Source organism: Marinobacter pelagius (assembly GCF_003315345.1).
In the GTDB taxonomy this organism is placed as follows: domain Bacteria; phylum Pseudomonadota; class Gammaproteobacteria; order Pseudomonadales; family Oleiphilaceae; genus Marinobacter; species Marinobacter pelagius_A.
Window position 1 is genome coordinate 86,784 of the sequence record NZ_QNRO01000009.1, and the last position, 19,315, is coordinate 106,098.

General features: G+C 62.2%; 16 protein-coding genes. 11 read left to right on the top strand and 5 right to left on the bottom strand.

What is annotated here, in order from left to right; genetic code table 11:
- Nucleotides 1-45 precede the first annotated feature (45 nt).
- Both DET50_RS09895 and DET50_RS09900 read right to left on the bottom strand, forming a co-directional pair.
- Nucleotides 46-1,476, bottom strand: coding sequence for a GTPase/DUF3482 domain-containing protein (locus DET50_RS09895; RefSeq protein ID WP_113862695.1), 1,431 nt, complete (start codon nucleotides 1,474-1,476; stop codon nucleotides 46-48).
- Complete coding sequence (locus DET50_RS09900; protein WP_113862696.1) at nucleotides 1,473-2,885, bottom strand: DUF2868 domain-containing protein; 1,413 nt, start codon at nucleotides 2,883-2,885, stop codon at nucleotides 1,473-1,475. The genes DET50_RS09895 and DET50_RS09900 overlap by 4 nt, the downstream gene beginning before the upstream one ends.
- 87 nt (nucleotides 2,886-2,972) lie before the next feature.
- Between DET50_RS09900 and DET50_RS09905 the strand changes: the two genes are divergently transcribed.
- Nucleotides 2,973-3,332, top strand: a complete 360-nt coding sequence (locus DET50_RS09905) for a DUF6164 family protein (protein WP_113862697.1) — start codon at nucleotides 2,973-2,975, stop codon at nucleotides 3,330-3,332.
- Between the two features lies 1 nt (nucleotide 3,333).
- Here the strand turns inward: DET50_RS09905 and DET50_RS09910 are convergent, their stop codons facing one another.
- From DET50_RS09910 to DET50_RS09920, 3 genes are read right to left on the bottom strand one after another with little or no spacing between them, the layout of a single operon-like run.
- On the bottom strand, nucleotides 3,334-4,239 hold the full coding sequence (locus DET50_RS09910; RefSeq protein ID WP_258546104.1) for an alpha/beta hydrolase: 906 nt from the start codon (nucleotides 4,237-4,239) through the stop codon (nucleotides 3,334-3,336).
- Nucleotides 4,240-4,259: 20 nt separating this feature from the next.
- Complete coding sequence (locus DET50_RS09915; protein ID WP_113862699.1) at nucleotides 4,260-5,033, bottom strand: methyltransferase family protein; 774 nt, start codon at nucleotides 5,031-5,033, stop codon at nucleotides 4,260-4,262.
- Nucleotides 5,030-6,130: a class I SAM-dependent methyltransferase gene (locus DET50_RS09920; RefSeq protein ID WP_113862700.1), complete on the bottom strand. Its 1,101-nt coding sequence runs from the start codon at nucleotides 6,128-6,130 to the stop codon at nucleotides 5,030-5,032. The genes DET50_RS09915 and DET50_RS09920 overlap by 4 nt, the downstream gene beginning before the upstream one ends.
- 171 nt (nucleotides 6,131-6,301) lie before the next feature.
- On the opposite strand from DET50_RS09920, the gene DET50_RS09925 reads away from it, so the two are divergent.
- The 10 genes from DET50_RS09925 (at nucleotide 6,302) to DET50_RS09965 (ending at nucleotide 19,313) form a co-directional block, all read left to right on the top strand.
- A complete protein-coding gene (locus DET50_RS09925; RefSeq protein ID WP_113862701.1) occupies nucleotides 6,302-7,357 on the top strand; it encodes a GlxA family transcriptional regulator in 1,056 nt (351 codons plus the stop codon).
- Nucleotides 7,308-8,282, top strand: coding sequence for a 3-hydroxybutyrate oligomer hydrolase family protein (locus DET50_RS19720; protein ID WP_309472654.1), 975 nt, complete (start codon nucleotides 7,308-7,310; stop codon nucleotides 8,280-8,282). The genes DET50_RS09925 and DET50_RS19720 overlap by 50 nt, the downstream gene beginning before the upstream one ends.
- 50 nt (nucleotides 8,283-8,332) lie before the next feature.
- Complete coding sequence (locus tag DET50_RS19725) at nucleotides 8,333-8,758, top strand: 3-hydroxybutyrate oligomer hydrolase family protein (RefSeq protein ID WP_309472655.1); 426 nt, start codon at nucleotides 8,333-8,335, stop codon at nucleotides 8,756-8,758.
- Between the two features lie 150 nt (nucleotides 8,759-8,908).
- The gene (locus tag DET50_RS09935) at nucleotides 8,909-10,321 is read left to right on the top strand and encodes a sigma-54 interaction domain-containing protein (RefSeq protein WP_113862751.1); all 1,413 of its coding nucleotides are present in this window, start codon (nucleotides 8,909-8,911) and stop codon (nucleotides 10,319-10,321) included.
- A gap of 327 nt (nucleotides 10,322-10,648) precedes the next feature.
- Nucleotides 10,649-11,701 (top strand): TRAP transporter substrate-binding protein, encoded by a 1,053-nt coding sequence (locus DET50_RS09940; RefSeq protein ID WP_113862702.1) that lies wholly within the window; start codon nucleotides 10,649-10,651, stop codon nucleotides 11,699-11,701.
- A 116-nt stretch (nucleotides 11,702-11,817) separates the two neighbouring features.
- A complete protein-coding gene (locus DET50_RS09945) occupies nucleotides 11,818-12,456 on the top strand; it encodes a TRAP transporter small permease subunit (RefSeq protein WP_113862703.1) in 639 nt (212 codons plus the stop codon).
- Nucleotides 12,456-13,820, top strand: coding sequence for a TRAP transporter large permease (locus DET50_RS09950; protein WP_113862704.1), 1,365 nt, complete (start codon nucleotides 12,456-12,458; stop codon nucleotides 13,818-13,820). The genes DET50_RS09945 and DET50_RS09950 overlap by 1 nt, the downstream gene beginning before the upstream one ends.
- Nucleotides 13,821-13,833: 13 nt before the next feature.
- A complete protein-coding gene (locus tag DET50_RS09955; RefSeq protein ID WP_113862705.1) occupies nucleotides 13,834-14,613 on the top strand; it encodes a 3-hydroxybutyrate dehydrogenase in 780 nt (259 codons plus the stop codon).
- 16 nt (nucleotides 14,614-14,629) lie between these two features.
- The gene (locus tag DET50_RS09960; RefSeq protein ID WP_113862706.1) at nucleotides 14,630-16,621 is read left to right on the top strand and encodes an acetoacetate--CoA ligase; all 1,992 of its coding nucleotides are present in this window, start codon (nucleotides 14,630-14,632) and stop codon (nucleotides 16,619-16,621) included.
- Between the two features lie 448 nt (nucleotides 16,622-17,069).
- A complete protein-coding gene (locus DET50_RS09965; RefSeq protein ID WP_113862707.1) occupies nucleotides 17,070-19,313 on the top strand; it encodes an NADP-dependent isocitrate dehydrogenase in 2,244 nt (747 codons plus the stop codon).
- Nucleotides 19,314-19,315: the final 2 nt, after the last annotated feature.

Genomic DNA, 19,315 nt, shown 5'->3' on the forward strand with positions numbered 1-19,315 from the left:
TTCCTCATTTTGTGATGGAATAGCCATACAGTATAAACATGCGCCTCAGGCCCGGTTCAACCGCCAGTCGTCATAAGCCGACATCGCCTGCTCGATGGCCGTAGTTAAATTTTCTCTCTGCTGGTGGGTCAGGGGCCGCTGTTTCCGGCACCGGTCAAAAGCCCGCTGAATCTCCCGCCGGCTGGTCTTGTCGAGCTGTTCCAGCCAGTGGTGATCGGCCGGCTCCAGTTCCAGCAGGTCACGTCCGGCGTGGTTCCGGTGGCTGATATGCCACCAGTGGTCCACGGCCCGCCCTAATACAACATAGCCGAACTGGCTGTCCTGTACAGGCCCGAAACTGGCAGTTTTCAGGCCGTCCTTCAGGGGCCCGATGTTCAGTGCCGGGAGCAGCAGCCGGTCGCCGTAGAAATAGCTGCCGGCGGCACCAATCAGGCCGCCGACCAGGGCCCCGGTCCCCAGGGAGGAGCCCAGGGTCATGGCATCGATGCCGGCGCCGCCCACAGCGCCGGCGCCAAAGCCTGCGGTGGCCAGGTAGCGCTTGCTGACCGCCCAGTGTTTGCGGGTGTCCTCGGAAAACAGGTCATGCTGGCTGTGCCACTGGAGTTCCGCTTCCTGGCGCCGGATGCGCTGGTGCTGGTACAGGTGCTCGATGTCGATGCGCAGGGTCTGTTCCCGCTTGCGCTGGTGCCGGTACCATCGGTCCCGCAGGGTTTCCGCGAGGCTGGCATCGCTGGTTTCGGCCACCTGGTTCAGGGTCAGGGTGCGCTTTTCCTGGTAGGACATCAGGTCTTCCAGGGCCCTGGCAATCAGGCTGGCAGACTGATGCCTGCGCTGGTGACGTTGTTCGGACAGGTACCGGGTGGCCCTTTCCAGCGGTTTCTCCCAGTCAGGCTCCAGTTGGCCGAATGCCCGTAACAGGCTGAGATGTTGTTCGAACGGGGCGCGAACGGCGTCGAATTTGCGGACTACCTGGAAGAACTGGCCGAGTGCCGACTGCCAGGTATCACTGTGATCGTCCTCGCCGATGCTGTTGATCAGGGCCAGGCTCGGGCGGCCGGTCCAGCGCAGGATGGTCATCTCGGCTTCGTGTTCGGCGCTGTAGGGCACCGACCCATCCACCACGTAGATGATACCCGCTCCTTCCATGATCGGCGCCAGCAGTTCGCATTCATCCACAAACCGGTCATCCCCCCGGTGCTGAAACACAAACGCCCTGACCGTCTCCGGGTGGTCCGAGGCGGAGATGCTGTGGGCCTCCAGCCATTGCAGCACCCGCCGGGGGCGCTGGAAGCCGGGGGTGTCCACCAGGGTGTAGAGTTTCTGGCCGTCGACGGTCAGCGGATAGTCCTGCCGGGCCCGGGTGGTGCCCGGTTCCAGGGCAATGGCGATGGCGTCGTTCTGGGACAAGGTGGCCACGATACTCGACTTACCCTTGTTCGGGTGGCCGACGACGGCGAACACCGGTGCTGTGGTCATGGCTGGACGCTCCCGGCCAGGTAGGGATCCGGCTCATCGGTGGGTGGCAGCGCGACGGAGGCAAAGCCCGGGGCCAGGCGCTCGGTGAATCGGAGCCAGGGTTGCACCAGGTGTGTTTCCGGGGCCCGGTTCGGGTCACTGGCCAGGGGCAGCAGGGTCACCCGGGTACCTGATGGCCAGCGTTCGCGAGCGGTTTCCAGGAAGTCGTGCAGTTCCCCGGTGGGTGGTTCCCAGCTGCGGGTGACGACAATCACCGCTGGCTTTTTCTGGCCAGTCAGTTGGTTGCCCACTTGCGCCAGTACCTCGTCGTCCTGGGCCAGGGTGGCCCGGCCTCCGGCCCGGAAATTGCGGTTATCCGGCGCCTGCAGGCGTTGGGGCAGTTCCGGTTCCCCGGCTCCGGCCCAGCAGATCAGGATGGGCGTGTCCGGTAGGAGGTCCGGGCGTGCCCGGGTCCGGGTGTCGGGCAGGTCGGCGGCATCGTTGTGGCTGCTGCCGGTATCCAGGGTGGCGGTTTCCATCCGGTACAACAGTGCCTGCATGCCCGGATGACGGGCCAGCAAATGGGCGGTTCGGTGCCGTAGCAGACCCTGGCTGAGGATCAGCAGCAGTACCCGCGGTATCACGGTCCAGGTCAGCCAGAGCATGACCACGAACGGCCACCACTGACCCCAGCGGGAAGGATCAATCCCGGTTGTGCCCGAAGCCGCCCGGAAGAAACGGGTGGCTTCCACCAGCTCCAGGGACGGCACCGCCACGGGCCAGAGCCAGGACCAGGGCGTGGCCAGGGTGATGACCAGGCTGTGGTAGCCGGAGGCCGCAGTATCCAGGGTGGTGCTCCAGCCGAAGGCCAGATCCTGGACCACGACCATCACCAGCAGGGTGGCGAGGCCGGCAAGGCCGAAAGCAACACCGCCGGCATGGGCAGCGCGGGCCATGAGCAGTGGCTGGAGCCGGGCCCGTGTGGGGCTGGCGTGGTCCCGGTGGAGCCGTTTCAGCAACCAGCGCCAGGGTTGCCAGCCGACCAGTGCCTGCACGGTGGTTGCCAGCGCCAGCAGCAGCTGGAACAGGACAAACGCCAGGATCACGGTGATGTTGATGCGCTGGCCGCCGTCATAGAACAGCAAGCCCAGCATGGTGAGGATGCCGATCAGGCATCCGGCGGCCACGAAGCCGCCATTGACCCGACACCAGAGGCGCAGCTCGCGGCTGCCGGCGGTGACGGTGCCACCCGGACCGGACAGACGATCCATGTGTGCCAGCCAGTGCGAGGCGTCGGGGGTTATTCCCTGCTGCTCGCAGTCGAGGGCAAAGCGACGGTCCCGTCGGTGGAGGAAAGCGGAGGGCTGGTCCCTGTCCCGCTGGATACGGTCGTCAAAATCCAGCAGCAGACGAAGGGGGTTCTGGCTCATGCAGTGTCCTGGTGGCAAATTCGGTCATTGGTGCTTTGCTGTTAGCATATAGGCAATCCCGATCCTGATACCAGCCAATGGAAGCCCATGCCCCACCACCTGATGAATCTGCGCCATGTACCCGATGACGAGGCCGACGAGATCCGGGCCCTGTTCGACGAACACGGGGTTCGCTATTACGAGACGCCCCCGAGCCGCTGGGGTATCAGTATGGGGGGCTTCTGGGTGCACGATGACGATGAGGCTGCCCGTGCGCGATCGTTGCTGGACGAATACCAGAGGCAGCGTCGAGACCGGCAGCGGGAGGATTTTGAAGCGCGCCAGGCCCGGGGTGAAACGGGTTTCTGGCACAGCTTCCGCCGGAAGCCGGTGACCATCCTTGCCGCCTGTGTCGCCATACTGGTAATCCTGGCGTTAACCCTCGCGCCTTTCGTTGGTCTCGGCTAGATCACGGCTGCTGACTGGGCCCGCCGCCGAAACGAGCCAGGAATTCCGTTGCCTGCTCCACGGCATTGCCGGCGGTCAGGAAGCTGGTGATGTGGCCCCGCAGATGCATCAGGTAGAGCTCGGAGTGTACCCCGTTTGCCAGCAAGGCATTGTGGAAGTCCTCCGCCTGCTCCGGCGGCACCAGCATGTCCAGGTTGCCGTGGAACAGGAAGAATGGGGGCGCATCGGGGGAGACATGGGCCATGGGTGAGGCCAGCCGATAGATTTCCGGCTTCTCCTGCTCGGTCCCACCCAGGAACTGGCGGATCAGTCGCCCCGAATCGAACCGGCGCAGGTCGCTGGGGATGCCGCCGGCGACCACCGCAACCGGTCGGGTCCCGGGTCCGCCATGGGGTTCGCTCAGGGGATGCCCGGGTTCGCTGGTCAGAGCCAGCAGGCTGACCAGATGAGCGCCGGAGGAGAACCCGAAGGCGCTGATGGCATCGGGATCAATCCGGTAGGCTGTTGCATGCTCCCGCAGCCAACGCATTGCCACCTGAAGGTCATGGAGCTGTGCCGGGAAGGTGTACTCCGGCGCAAAGCGGTAATCGATGTTCATCACCGCAAAACCGCGCTCGGCCAGTTCCTCGGCAATCCAGGTCATGTCTTCCCGGGAGCGTCGCTCCCAGCCTCCGCCGTGGACCAGCAGCACCGCCGGCGCCGGGCGGGCCTTTTCCGGCAGATAGAGGTCTGCGAACAGCGGTTCGGGCCAGTCCTGTGGCGAGAAACGGACCGCTGAACGCACCTCGAAGCCGGTCTCCGGCAGGGCCGCCGGCGCCTCGCGTGCGTTGTGATGGCTGGCGCATCCCGCCAGTAAGAGGCCGCCCAGGATCAGGGCGGCCAGGTTTGCGCTCCGGCGTTGTCTCACCCGCAGGGCTCCTGTCATTGCTATCTGTCAGGACAATCTACGAGCGATTCACCCTGGCGGATGCGCCTGGCCCTTCGTAATCGGGGCAGGAACGCCGGCACCCTTGCCTGATAGTCCCGGTAGATCGGCCCGACCTGGCGTTCAAGATCCGCCTCTTCCACGGGGGTGATCGCCAGGATGTAACCGGTCGTGATGACGGCCATCAGCAGGTGGCCGAGGCTCATGTCCGGGGTCGCCCAGAACACGATCATCCAGCCCAGGCTGATGGGGTGCCGTGCCAGGCCGTAGAGGAACCGGGCGGAAAACGGCACCTCGGTCGCTGGCAGAGCTTGCAGGTGGCGCCAGACCTGGCGCAGGCCGAAGAACTCGAAGTGATTGATGTGGAAGGTCGCCGCTACCATGATGACCCAGCCGAGACCGTGCAGGGCGTAGATAGCGGCACGGGCAGCTTCACTCTCCACCTGCCACAGCGAGGCTGGCAGGGGTGTCCAGGTGGCCAGCAGCAGGAGCAGGCTCAGACCGGCGATCAGCACGTAGGTACTGCGTTCCAGAGCCGGAAGCACAAGCCTTGTCCAGCGACGTTTGAAACCGGGGCGCGCCATGATCGAGTGAAGGGCGAAGTAACCCGCCAACAGCAGGGAATTGGCCGCGATGGCAGCCAGTTCGTCCCCTGTCGAACCGGTATCGATGCGCCAGGGCCCGAGGTTGAGCAGGAATCCCGCCAGGGCCAGCAGGGCCAGGAAACCCAAAACGTAGCTAACCAGGGCGTAGAGCAGAAACAGGACCTTGATCATGACTGTTCGCCCTCCCCGCGCCGTGCGATGAAGTAGACATTGAAAGGGTCATGGTCGAGCCGCTGGGACCGGATGTCACCGAATCCGGCCTGGCGCAGCATCAGCTCTGCCCGTTCCTCGCCCCACAGGGTGCCGAGACCCGGTCCGCCCTGGGCCAGCGACACCGGTGTGCAGTGGGCACAGGAAATGGCATACAGCAGCGGCCCCAGCGGGTGGTCCAGGTTGTTTTCCAGGAAAGTTGAGCCGGCGATGTCCTGCATCAGGTAGGTGCCTCCGGGCCTGAGGGCCCGGGCAATGCCCCGCAGTAACGCCGCGGGGTCGGCCTGATCGTGTAAGGCATCGAACGAGGTAATGAGATCGTACTGTGCGGGTTCTTCGAAATCCCGGAGATCCCGGGTGGCGAAGTGCAGGTTGGTCAGCCCCAGCCGGGCGGCTTCGGCGCGGGTCGGCCGGAAGGCTTCCTCGCACAGGTCGTAGCCCTGGAAGTGACTGTTCGGGAAGGCCTTTGCCAGACTCAGCAGGGCAAGACCGCGCCCGCAACCGGCGTCGAGTACCGAGATGCCGTCCTCCAGGCGTTCCCGCAGTTCCGGAACCAGAGGCAGGATGTGGTCAAAAAGGGCGCAAACCACGGTCTGGTAGCTGTCTTCCGCCATGACGTCATGAAAGCAGGGATAGCGGTGGTAGTGCAGTCCCTCCCCGTTTCGGAAACAGTCGGTCAGAGCGTCCTCCATGCTGGCGATCACGGGGATGAAGCGGGCGGTCACCGCCAGGTTATCGGGACTGGCGCTGCGGGTCAGGCAGGCGGCGTGGGCCGGGTCCAGGGTGAAGGTTCCGGCTTCGGGCTGGTAGTCCACGATGGCGCCGGTGACCATCACTGACAGCCATTCCCGTACGTAACGCTCGTTCAGGCCACAGGCGTCGGCAATTTGCTGGCTGGTGGCTGGCGGCAGACTGGCCAGGGTATCGAACAGTCCGAGCCGGTGACCGAGGGAGGTCATGGTAACCACGGCGGCGTTATTGACCATGGTTGCGAACCGTTCGCCAAAGGCCTCCGGGGTCCGTGGCTGGTGGGTGTCGAGGTTCAGGGGGGCGTTCATATCTATGCTCCTTCCGGTTTTTGTGTGAATGCTCCCTGATCTTGCACCCCTCGCCCCGGACGTCCCTCAGCGAAATCGGTCAGTTCCTGTCCGAATCCGCCATCCGACCCCCGGACTTGCGTTTTTCTGCCGATGTTGGAAGCTTTGGGGAGGAAGACGGGGGAAATCTCCATGGCAAAAAACACCGATGCGGTCCAGCCAGTGCAGATAGGCATTCTGGCCATGCCTCAGGCGACCGCGTCACCGATCTACGGCATGCAGGAGCTGCTGGGTTCAGCAGGCAGGGACTGGAGCTTGTTGGTGCAGGGCGAAGCCGGCGAACCCCTGATCCTGGTAGAGATTGTCTCAGTGGAAGGGCAGCCGATGGAGCTGGCCAACGGTGCTCTGGTGAGGCCAACCCGCCGGCTTGACCGGGATTATTGCCCCGATGCCTTGTGCATTCTGGAGGTGATGTTCGACCCGGCCGACGGGCCAGCCGGACTGTTCGAGCGCGAGGTGGCCTGGATCCGGGATTACTGGGACCGGGGCGGGCTGCTGGCCACCGCCTGCACCGGCGCGGTCCTACTGGGCGAGGCGGGGCTGCTGGCGGGCGAGGATGCCACCACCCACTGGGGTTTCTGTGAGTTCATGGCCCGCCGCTATCCGGGGGTGCGCATGCATCCGGAGCGGGCCATGGTTGCCTCCGGCATCGGTCAGCGCCTTATCATGTCGGGCGGTGGCACGTCCTGGATGGATCTGGGCCTGTACCTGATTGCCCGCTTCTGCAGCCAGGCCGAAGCCATCCGCGTGGCCAAGGTGCATCTGGTGGAATGGCATGAAGACGGCCAGCAGCCGTTCGTCGCCATGAACCACCAGCGCCAGTCCATTGACGCGGTGATTGCCGGGTGCCAGCGCTGGCTGGCGCATCATTACGACCAACCTTCACCGGTGGCCGGCATGATCGGCCTCAGCGGCCTGAGTGAGCGCTCCTTCCACCGGCGTTTTCGCCAGGCCACCGGGATGACCCCAATCGAATATGTTCTGACATTGCGGCTGGAGGAGGCCAAACAGATTCTCGAGACCAGCCATGTTTCGGTGGAAGCGGTGGCGGAGATGGTGGGCTATCAGGACGCGGCGTTCTTTTCCCGGAAATTTCAGCAGCGGGTGGGGCTGACACCGGCCCAGTACCGGAGGAAGTTTGCCGGCGTTGGTCGTCTTCACCAGCAACCGGGATCGCCGACCGGTTGATTCTGTCCGGATCCCCTGCCGGACGGAGCTTTCCGACCAGGCGCGCGACGATTTCAATGCAGACTGGCCGGACCGGTTTGCCTGGAAGCACGCCCACTCCGGAGTTAACCCCGAGGCTGACTGGGGCCGGCACGTGTTGCAGTCCATCGAATTCGGCTTCTATGTGCTCAATGAACGGTATGGCCGGGCATTGGGTAATGGTGAAACCCTGGCCACCATCCGTCCCCGCAGCACCCTGGTGATCGCCTCCAGTGTGTCCAATGGCGGCGGCGCCTCGGTGCGGGCGGCAGAGTTGGACGACCGGGGTCTGATTGACGGCATAGCAGTGTCCGAGCCGAATCTCAACCCGGTGGTGGATCGCAGCTTCACCATCCGCCAGGGCGATGGGCCGGTGATAAGCGATCACAGCCGGAGCCTGCTGGATTACACCACGGCGCTGGCGGTCTACCAGGGCTGCGCCAATCAGGCACCGGGGATCCGGGACCAGGCGCCGCTCAATAGTCTGTTCAATCCGCCGGCCGTGGGTGAGAACATCTGTCAGTCCCTGGCCAGCAAGGGTCTGGTGACTGGCGTGACGGTGGAGGAGCAGGCCACGGATGCCCTGAGGATTCTCAACGACGAACTCGGTATCCAGCCCGAACAGAATCTGCTGGCGCCGGTGCACTTTGGCCTTTCCGTGGCCCAGAGCATTGCCATGACCTACGCCAATGCTTATGGCCGCGCCGGGGTCGAGGACCGGCTGTGTGGTATCAGCCTGGCGGCTACCGACGCCTTCGGTGCGGTCACGCACCTGCCCCCGACCGATGAGGCAGCCCTGTATGCCACCAGTAACGGCATTCCTCCCACCGGTGGCGTAAACCTGGTCAATGACGGTGCCGTGGGTCAGCCGACGTTGCTGGCAGCGAGTATTTCGGCGATCCGCTGACCGGCGAACAGGCACTCTGGTCCGACCGTATCGCTTCGGGTATTTCTGCAATCCGGGCTAACGGAGATCTGCACGGCAAGCCGGCGGTGTTCGTAACGGGCCGGGCTGATGCCATCCTGCCCATCAACCATACGTCCCGGCCCTATGTGGGCCTGAACCGGCGGGTCGAGGGCAAGCACAGCGGACTGCGTTACTATGAAATCCTCAACGCCCATCACCTGGATGTGCTCAACGGCTTTCCCGGCATTGCCGAGCGCTACGTGCCCCTGCATCACTACTATTTCCAGGCGCTGGACCTGGTCTGGGAGCACCTGACCGAAAAACGGCCATTGCCGCCGAGCCAGGTGGTCCGCACGATGCCCCGGGGCAATCTGACCACGCCATTGGGTGAGGCCAACCTGCCTGCGATCAGTCCCGAGCCTGTACCTCAGGACCGGATCGTCTTTACCGGGAGCCAGCTCCGGATTCCCGAGTAATGCCTCACTGCCTTGCCCCGGCCCCGTGCCGGGGCCTCACCCGTTTGCCCCTTTTCCGGGGTGGTCATATACTCTCGGCGAGGTGTCCGGTTTTCCGGATACCCGGGTGCTGTTGTAATGATCAAACCTGAAAGCGGTGGTGCACACTCCATGACACAGTTGTTTGGCGACCGGACCCGGCGCGGGTTGACCTGCGAACTGATCGAGGCGCTGTTTCCCATGTTCGAGGAAGCCAGTGCCGGTGCCATCGCCGTGGATCGGGAAGCCCGGATCACCTGGATCAATCAGAGCTATGCCCAGCTGCTGGGACTGGGCGACGTTGCCGATGCCATCGGCAAACCGGTGCGGGTGGTGATTCCCCATACCCGCATGCCGGAAGTGGTTGAGACCGGCAAGCCACTGCTGCTGGACATCATGGAACACGACAAGCAGCAACTGGTGGTGACCCGTATGCCGTATTACGACGATGACGGTGAGCTGGTCGGCGCCGTGGCCTTTGTCCTCTACGATGACCTGCAGCCCCTGACCCCGCTGGTCAGCAAGTACCGTCGGCTGCATCAGGACCTGGCGGCGGCACGCAAGGCGCTGGCGAAAAAGGCCCGGGGCACCCGCTACAGCCTGGGGGATTTTGTTGGCGCAAGTCCGGCCGCGCTGGAAGTGAAGCGCCGGGCCCGTCTGGCTGCCGGACGGGACATGCCGGTGCTGCTGCTGGGCGAGACCGGCACCGGCAAGGAAGTGCTGGCCCAGGCTATCCATTCGGTCTCCACCCGCACTGACAAGCCCTTCGTGGGCGTGAACGTGGCGGCGATTCCCGATAATCTGCTGGAGGCCGAGTTCTTCGGCGTCGCCCCCGGCGCCTACACCGGTGCAGACCGGCGCACCCGCGACGGCAAGTTCCAGCTGGCAAACGGCGGCACCCTGTTCCTGGACGAGGTGGGCGATATGCCCCTGCCACTGCAGGCCAAACTGCTGCGCGCCCTCCAGGAAGGGGAGATCGAACCGCTGGGGTCGAACAAGGTGGTGCCCGTGGATGTCCGGGTCATCGCCGCCACCAGCCGCAACCTGGAAACGATGATTGCCGAGGGCAGCTTCCGGTCGGACCTGTACTACCGTCTCAACGTGCTGGAAATACCCATCCCGCCCTTGCGCGACCGCCTGGCCGACCTCGGGGTGCTGTGCGAAGCACTGCTGGAGGATATCGGTGACGGTCTGGATGTCCGTGGTGAGATCACCGACGCCGGTGTTTCGGCCCTGGCCGGTTACGACTGGCCCGGTAATATCCGGGAATTGCGCAACGTACTGGAACGAGCCCTGACCATGGGTGAGGACGGTGGCCTGCTGGACGCCGATGCCATCTTCAAGGTGCTCCCGCGAAACGGCAACCGCCCGGTGTCGACCCTGGCTCCACGCCCCGTCCGACCCCTGAGCCAGACCATGGCGGAAGCCGAGGCCCAGGCCATCGAAGAGGCCCTGGTGGCCGCCCGTGGCAACCGGACCCGTGCGGCCAAGTTGCTCGGAATCTCCCGCTCCGTCCTTTACGAAAAGCTTGCCAGGATGTCCTGATTTCCGGACGGCTGTCCTGAACTCCGTACAAATACCTACGACTCTGGTCTTAATGTGTCCGGAAATCCGGACTAGTCTCTCCTGCAATGACCTCCGCTTTTTATCTAACTATCTGAAATTTAGATGGAATTTCGATCTGGCACGTCATCTGCTATGCCCTGGTTGCAGGACGTCAGAACAACGCAGACAACAAGACTGACGCCGACTGTTGGACCCGGACTTCCCATTCGTCTGTCTGTTCCTGCGTCGTCTGACCTATTCAGATCCGGCCCTCCATAGCGGTATTCCGCGGGGCCATACACAACAACAATGCAAGGAGACTTGCCAATGAAACTTCTCAAGGCCCTCACCGGTGTGGCCGGTGCGATCGCTCTGACTACCGGTTCCGCGTTTGCAGACGATCTGCGCTGGAAAATGCCCGTAGCCTTCGCTACCAACCTTCCGGGCCTGGGTTCTCCCGCCGCCTGGGTTGCAGATAACCTCACCACCGCCTCCGATGGCAGCATCCAGGTCCGTGTCTATGAGCCGGGCAAGCTGGTTCCGCCATTCGATATTCTCCAGGCTGTGTCTGATGGCAAGGTATCGGCTGGTTACACCTGGATCGGCTACGACCAGGGCAAAGTGCCGGCGATTCCCCTGTTTGCCGCTGTACCCTTCGGCATGAAGCCCCCGGCCTACATTGGCTGGTATTACTTCGGCGGCGGTCATGAACTGCTGCAGGAAACCTATGCCAACAAGGGCTTTGATGTACATGCACAGCTGTGCGGCATCATCGGGCCTGAAACAGCGGGTTGGTACGCCGAACCCATCGAATCCCTGGAAGACTACGAGGGCCTGAAGATTCGCTTCGCCGGCCTGGGCGGCAAGGTCCTCGAAAAACTGGGTGCCTCTGTCACCATGATGCCGGGCGGTGAGCTGTACCAGGCTCTGGAAAAAGGCACCATCGATGCCACTGAATTTTCCATGCCCGCCATCGACCAGATCCTGGGCTTCAATCAGGTGGTCAAGTACAACCTGTTCCCGGGATGGCACCAGCAGTTCACGGCCCAGTACATGCTGATCAACCAGGATGAGTGGGATCGTGCCACCGAAGCCCAGAAGGCGCTGGTTGAAGCTTCCTGTACCGCGGCGACGACTCGTGGTCTGGCCGAGGGCGAGTACAAGAACGGCAAGGTTCTGGCCGAGTTCCAGGACAAGGGCGTTCAGGCCGATCAGATTCCCCGCGAAGTTCTGCTCAAGCTGAAGGAAGTGACCGAGGAAGTGCTGAAAGAGGAAGCCGCCAAGGATGCCGACTTCAAGCGTGTGTACGAGAGCCAGCAGGAATTCATGGAATCCTACAAGGTCTGGGATACCCGCGCCTATGTTCCGGCGGACCTGTAAGGTTCGGGGCTGACCCTGAGCACCGGAAGCATTTCCGGTGCTCTCTGATCAAGTCTGGATGGCCCTGCGGGGCCATCCTTGTTTCACGGCAGGCTTTCTGAACGAGGAACTGTTGTATGGCAGTGTCTGATAAAGGCTCATCGACCGATGTGCACGCATCGGCGTCGGACGCCGGTCAATTTATTCATCATCACACCGAGTTCCCGACCACCCGACTCAGCCAGTTAATGGATGGTGTGATCTCTGCGATAGGTAAGAGTGCTTCCTGGCTCTGGTTTGTGGTCACCGGCGTGATCATCTACGCAGTGGTGGGTCGCTACGCCTTTGGTATGGGCTCGGTAACCCTGGAGGAAGTCCAGTGGCATCTGGCCGGTGCCGGTTGGTTGTTGGGGTTGGGCTATACCCTGGTAACAGATGATCATGTCAGGGTGGATGTCATCCATGAGCGCCTGTCGCTCAAAGGCCAGGCCTGGATTGAACTGTTCGGTATCGTCTTTCTGTTGCTGCCGTTTCTCGCGCTGGCGGTCAACGAAATGGTCCCCTACGCCTTCAGCTCGTGGGAACAGGGGGAGACCAGCCAGGCACCTGCCGGGCTTCCGCACCGCTGGATTCTGAAGGGCATTATGACATTGTCTTTTGTTCTGCTGATCATTGCTGCCCTGTCCCGCCTGCTGAAAGTTACTGCCCTGCTTTTCGGCTTTCCGAAGCCAATCCGGGTCGAGTCCGATAAGAACAAGAAAGAGGATGCGTCCTGATGGAACTTGAAACCCTTTTCGTAATCGGCATGTTCCTGACCTTCGGGGCGCTGTTGATGACCGGCTATCCGGTCGCCTGGGTGTTGGGTGGCACAGCGGTTATCTGGACCGTTGTCGGTGTCGTCGCCGTTGAGAATTTTGGTGCCAATCTGTGGTTTGACTACTCCTCGTCCATGGGGCTTGTACCCGAGCGAATATGGAAGGTTGTAAGCAGCGAGACCCTTGTCGCCCTCCCCATGTTTATCTTCATGGGCATCATGCTAGACCAGTCCGGGGTTGCCGAGCGGTTGATGAACAGCATGGTCAAACTGTTTGGGGCCGTTCGCGGCGGCTATGCAGTGACGGTCATTGTTATCGGCGTACTGTTGGCCGCGACCACCGGTATCATTGGCGCCTCGGTGGTCCTGCTGGGCATGCTGTCCCTGCCGGTGATGATGGAAAACAAGTATGACAAGGGCTTTGCCGTGGGCACCGCCTGTGCCACCGGGACCCTGGGTATCCTGATTCCGCCTTCTATCATGCTGGTGCTGATGGCAGACCGCCTGGCGGTTCCCGAAGCGTCAGTAGGCGACCTGTTCATGGGCGCGTTCTTTCCCGGCCTGATGCTGGGTGCCATGTACGTGGCCTACGCTATCATCCGTCCCATGCTGCAACCGCACATTGCGCCGGTGCCGGAAGGAACAGAGAAAGTGACCTGGGGCATTGTCTGGGAAGTGGCGAAAGCCGTTGTTCCGACGGCCGCGCTGATCCTGGGTGTGCTGGGCTCCATCTTTGCCGGCATCGCAACTCCGACGGAAGCTTCCGGTGTTGGCGCTCTTGGCGCCCTGCTGCTGGCATTGATGTCGGGCCGACTGAGCCTGAACGTGCTCAATTCTTCCATGCAGCAGACCACTCGTACGGCCGCCTTCATCTTTGCCATCTTCCTGGGTGCAACCGCCTTCTCTGTGGTATTGCGGGGGCTGGGTGGTGACCGGGTTATTGAGGAAGCGCTGCTTGGATTACCATTCGGACCCTATGGGGTCGTGCTGACGATCCTGTTTGCGGTGTTCCTCCTGGGCTTCTTCCTGGACTGGGTCGAGATCACCCTGATCATCCTGCCTCTGGTGGCGCCGGTGGTGGAAAGCCTTGGCTTTGATCTGGTCTGGTTCACCATCCTGTTTGCCATGTGCCTGCAGACGTCGTTCCTGACGCCCCCGGTCGGCTTCGCCCTGTTCTACATTAAAGGGGTAGCGCCACCGGAAATTAAAGTCACGGATATATACCGGGGCGTGGTGCCGTTCATCATTATTCAGCTGGTAGCGCTGGCGATCGTCTTCCTGGTACCGGAGATTGCAACCTGGCTGCCTAGCGTGGCTTACGACTAAGGAGAAAACAAAAATGCGTCTGGAAAATCGTATTGCCCTGATTACCGGGGCCGGTCGGGGCATTGGCCGTGCCATCGCCGAGGCCTATGCTCGTGAAGGCGCGAAGGTTGCCGTTGCGGACCTGACACTCGAGTCCGCCCAGGAAACCGTGGCGGCCATCGAGCAGGCGGGTGGCACCGCCATGGCACTTAAAATGGATGTCACCAACGAAGAAGAAGTTGACGTAAACGTAAACTTTGTGGTTAAACAGTGGGGCGGTCTGGACATCGCTCTGGCGAATGCCGGCGTTCAGCACATCGACCCGGTACACAAGCTCGCCTTTTCCGACTGGAGCAAGGTCATGAGCGTACACCTCGATGGCGCTTTCCTGGTGACCCGTGCCGCGCTGAAGCACATGTATCAGAGCGGTGGTGGCACCATGCTGTACATGGGCTCGGTGCACTCGCTGGAAGCCTCACCGCTGAAAGCGCCCTATGTGGCGGCCAAGCATGGCATGCTGGGACTGTGCCGGGCGGTGGCGAAGGAGGGGGCAGAACACGGCGTGCGGAGCAACATCATCTGCCCCGGGTTCGTGCGTACCCCTCTGGTGGACAAGCAAATTCCGGAACAGGCCAGGGAGCTGGGCATTTCCGAAGAGGAAGTGATCAGCAAAGTCATGTTGAAGAACACTGTGGACGGGGAGTTCACCACCCTCGAAGACGTTGCGGAACTGGCCGTTCACCTGGCCGCTTTCCCGTCCGCTGCCCTGACCGGCCAGTCGATCGTGGTCAGTCACGGCTGGCATATGCAGTAACACTCAGGAGAGACGGATGAGCAATCAAGAACAATCACCGGTAGTCTGGTCTCCCACGGAAGACACCCTGACGCACTCCCGCATGGGCCGGTTCAAGGCCTGGCTGGAGCAGCAGGGCTTCGGTCCGTTTGCCGACTACCATGCCCTGCACCAGTGGTCCATCACTGAGCTCGACACCTTCTGGCAGAAGGTCTGGGACTACTGTGGCCTGGTCTGTGACACGCCCGCGGACAAGGTGCTGGGCAAGCGGGAAATGCCCGGCGCCGAGTGGTTCCCCGGCATGAAGCTGAACTTCGCTGCCAACCTGCTACGGCTGGCGGATGGCGACCACGCCGACAAAGAGGCCGTGGTGGCCTACTGTGAAACCCGTCCGGTCCTGCGCAAGACCTACGCCGAACTCAAAGCCGACGCCGGCGCCCTTGAAGCCTTCCTTCGCAGCAAGGGTATCGGACAGGGCGACCGGGTCGCGGGTGTGGTCACCAACGGCTACGAAGCCATGGTGGGCATGCTGGCCGCCACCAGCATGGGCGCGATCTGGAGCTCCGCCTCCCCGGATTTCGGCATCGGCGCTATCAACGACCGCTTCGGACAGATCGAGCCTGCGGCGCTGATCGTGGTGAACGGCTATGGCTACGGCGGCAAGGTGTTCGCCCGCCAGGACGACTTCGCCGAACTGATCGCCGGCCTGCCTTCTCTCAAGACCGTTGTCAGTATCCCGCAGCTGCCGGACGAAGCCCCCATCCCCGGCGAGCTGGTCACCACCTGGGAAGATGCCCTGGCCGCAGGCCGTGGCCAGGCCCCGTCCTTCACCCCGATGGACCCGGATCATCCGGTCTACATCCTGTATTCCTCCGGCACCACCGGCAAACCCAAGTGCATCGTCCACGGCACCGCCGGCCTGCTGGTCAACCACGCCAAGGAACTGATGTTGCACGGCGACGTCGGCCCCGAGGACCGCTTCCTGTACTTCACCACCTGCGGCTGGATGATGTGGAACTGGCAGGCCTCCGCCCTGCTGACCGGCGCCGCCGTGATCACCGTCGACGGCTCCCCGGGCTACCCCAGCCTCAGTTTCCTGTGGGACACCGTGGCCGAAGAAAAGGTCACCCACTTCGGCACCAGCGCCCGCTTCATCGCCGGCTGCCGCAAGGCCGAACTCCAGCCCGCGAAAACCCTGGACCAGAGCGCCCTGCGCGTGGTGTTTTCCACCGGCTCCCCGCTGCTGCCGGAAGACTACGACTGGGTGTACACCGACGGCGCCCCGAATGTACTGCTCGGCTCCATCGCCGGTGGCACCGACATCTGCGGCTGCTTCGTGGGCTCCACCCCACTGCTGCCGGTACGCCGCGGCGAAATCCAGTGCCGCTTCCTCGGCGTCGACGCCGTCGCCTATGGCGATGACGGCAAACCGGTGAGCGAAGGCCGAGGCGAACTCGTCTGCCGCCAGCCCCTACCGTCCATGCCCGTGTGCTTCTGGGACGACCCGAACGGCGAGCGCTACCGCGACGCCTACTTCAACACCTTCCCGGGTGTCTGGGCCCACGGCGATTTCATCGAATTCACCGAACACGGTGGCGCCATCATCTACGGCCGCTCCGACGCCACCCTCAACCCCGGCGGCGTGCGCATCGGCACCGCCGAAATCTACCGCCAGGTGGAAACCATCCCCGAGGTCAAAGACAGCCTCGTGGTCGGCCGCCAGATCGAAGGTGACGTGGAAGTGGTGTTGCTGGTCGTCCCTGCCGACGGCCAGGACGTCACCGACGACCTGAAAAAACAGCTCAAAACCCGAATCCGCGAAGGCGCCAGCCCCCGGCATGTGCCCAAACACATCGTCCAGGTGCCGGACATCCCCTACACCCGTAGCGGCAAGAAGGTAGAGCTGGCGGTGGCCCGGCTGATCAACGGCTCGAAAAAAGCCGACAATCGGGATGCCCTTGGCAATCCGGAAGCCCTGGATCAGATCCGGGAGCGGTTGGCAGAAGCGAATCTGTTACCGGCGGATTGACCGACGCGACTGGTTGGATTGTTGACAAACTGGCGTCCAAAGTCCTTTTTTTGAGACGCCTTGAAGGCAGCTGTGCAGTCTGCCAAGCGGTGTGGGAAGGGGCGCCCGAAACTGTGCGGAGCCATGGATGGCGGAGCTCAAGCGTCACAGGGACGTGCCGAAGGAGCGGGTTTCGGGCGCCCCTTCCCACACCGCGTCACTCCAAAGTTATAAAACTCATAATGTTAGAAAATTTCGTAAATTCCCGCCATTTCATCGTCCTGTAACCGAAGATCAGGCATTTTTAGTCCGTTCTAATACTAAGATCGTAACCAAAAATTACGAAAAAATGGTATCTTAGTAGGTCTATCAAAAGTTCCGAAATCAGTCATGGCACAGGCCGGACGTCCAAAAGACGCCTGACCCTGCAATGACCGTCCTGAACCCACCCAATAGCCTGAGGACGAAAATGACATCATCCAAAGCCAAGATTGTCTACACACTGACCGACGAGGCCCCCGCCCTCGCCACCCGGTCACTGCTTCCCATCCTGGAAACCTTCGCCAAGCCGGCTGGTATCGACTTCGAAACCAGTGATATCTCTCTCGCGGCGCGTATCCTGGCAGCGTTTCCCGACTACCTCGAGGAAGACCAGCGGGTTCCGGATGCCCTGGCTGAATTGGGTGAGTACACCAAGGATCCGGACGCCAACATCATCAAGTTGCCGAACATCTCCGCGTCCATCCCTCAGTTGCGGGCAGCCATCAAGGAGCTGAACGAGCAGGGCTACAAGGTGCCCGAGTACAAGGAGCATCCGGAAACCGACGAAGAGAAAGAAATCCAGGCCCGTTACAGCAAGGTCCTGGGCAGTGCCGTCAACCCGGTACTGCGTGAAGGCAACTCCGACCGTCGCGCCCCGGCCGCGGTCAAGGCCTTCGCCCGCAAATACCCGCACACCATGGGTGAGTGGAGCCCGGCCTCCCGTACCCACGTGGCGCACATGCGTGGTGGCGACTTCTACTCCAGCGAGCAGTCCGTAACACTGGACAAGGCCACCAATGCCCGCATCGTGTTCGAGAACAAGAAGGGTGAGCAGACCGTCCTGAAATCCGACCTGCCGCTGCAGGAAGGCGAAGTGCTCGACGGCATGTTCATGAGCAAGAAGGCGCTGGTGAAGTTCTTCGAGGATGCCATCGCCGATTGCGAGAACACCGGGGTGATGTTCTCCCTGCACGTGAAAGCCACCATGATGAAAATCTCCCACCCGATCGTGTTCGGTCACGCGGTGAAGGTTTTCTACAAGGACCTGTTCGACAAGTATGGTGAGCTGTTCGACGAAATCGGTGTGAACCCGAACAACGGTCTCTCCAGTGTGATCGAGAAGATCAAGCAGCTGCCGGAATCCAAGCAGGAGCAGATCCAGGAAGACCTGCACGCATGCTATGAGCACCGTCCGGAAATCGCCATGGTGGATTCCGTTAAGGGTATCACCAACCTGCACGTACCGAGCGACGTCATCGTTGACGCCTCCATGCCGGCGATGATCCGTAACTCCGGCAAGATGTGGGCGCGGGACAACAAGCTCAAGGACACCAAGGCGGTGATGCCGGAGTCCACCTACGCCACCATCTACCAGGAAGTGATCAACTTCTGTAAGACCCACGGTGCTTTTGATCCCACCACCATGGGTACCGTGCCGAACGTAGGTCTGATGGCCCAGAAGGCCGAGGAATATGGTTCCCACGACAAGACCTTCGAAATCAAGGAAGACGGCATTGTCCGCGTAGTGACCGAGGACGGTACCGTGCTGACCGAGCACAACGTCGAAGAAGGCGACATCTGGCGTGCCTGCCAGACCAAGGACCTGCCGATCCGCGATTGGGTCAAGCTGGCAGTCAACCGTGCCCGTGCCACCGGTATGCCGGCGGTGTTCTGGCTGGACGACGAGCGTGCCCACGACGCCCAGCTGATCAAGAAGGTTGAGACCTACCTGAAGGATCACGATACCGAAGGTCTGGACATCCGCATCATGTCTCCGGTCCGCGCCATCCGCTGGACCATGGAGCGTCTGATCCGTGGTCTGGATACCATCTCCGTGACCGGCAACGTCCTGCGTGACTACCTGACCGACCTGTTCCCGATTCTGGAACTGGGCACCAGTGCCAAAATGCTGTCCATCGTACCGCTGCTCAATGGTGGTGGTCTGTACGAGACCGGTGCCGGCGGTTCCGCACCCAAGCACGTGCAACAGCTGATCCAGGAAAACCACCTGCGCTGGGATTCCCTGGGCGAGTTCCTGGCTACCGCCGTGTCCCTGGACGAGCTGGGTGAAAAGCAGCACAACGAGCGTGCCCGCCTGCTGGGCCAGACCCTGGACAAGGCCACCGAGCGCCTGCTGGAGAACAACCAGTCTCCGTCCCGGGTTACCGGCGAGCTGGACAACCGTGGTTCCCACTTCCACCTGGCCCGTTACTGGGCGGAAGAACTGTCCAAGCAGGACGAGGACAAGGAACTGAAGGAGTTCTTCACCAAGCTGTCCAAGCAGCTGGAAGAGAACAAGGACAAGATCCTGGAAGAGATGACAGTTGTGCAGGGTCATCCCGCGGATATCGGTGGTTACTATCACCCGCCGATGGAGAAGGTCTGCGAGGTCATGCAGCCGAGCAAGACTCTCAACAAGATCCTCGAGGATGCCCGCGCATCCGTGAAGTAAGG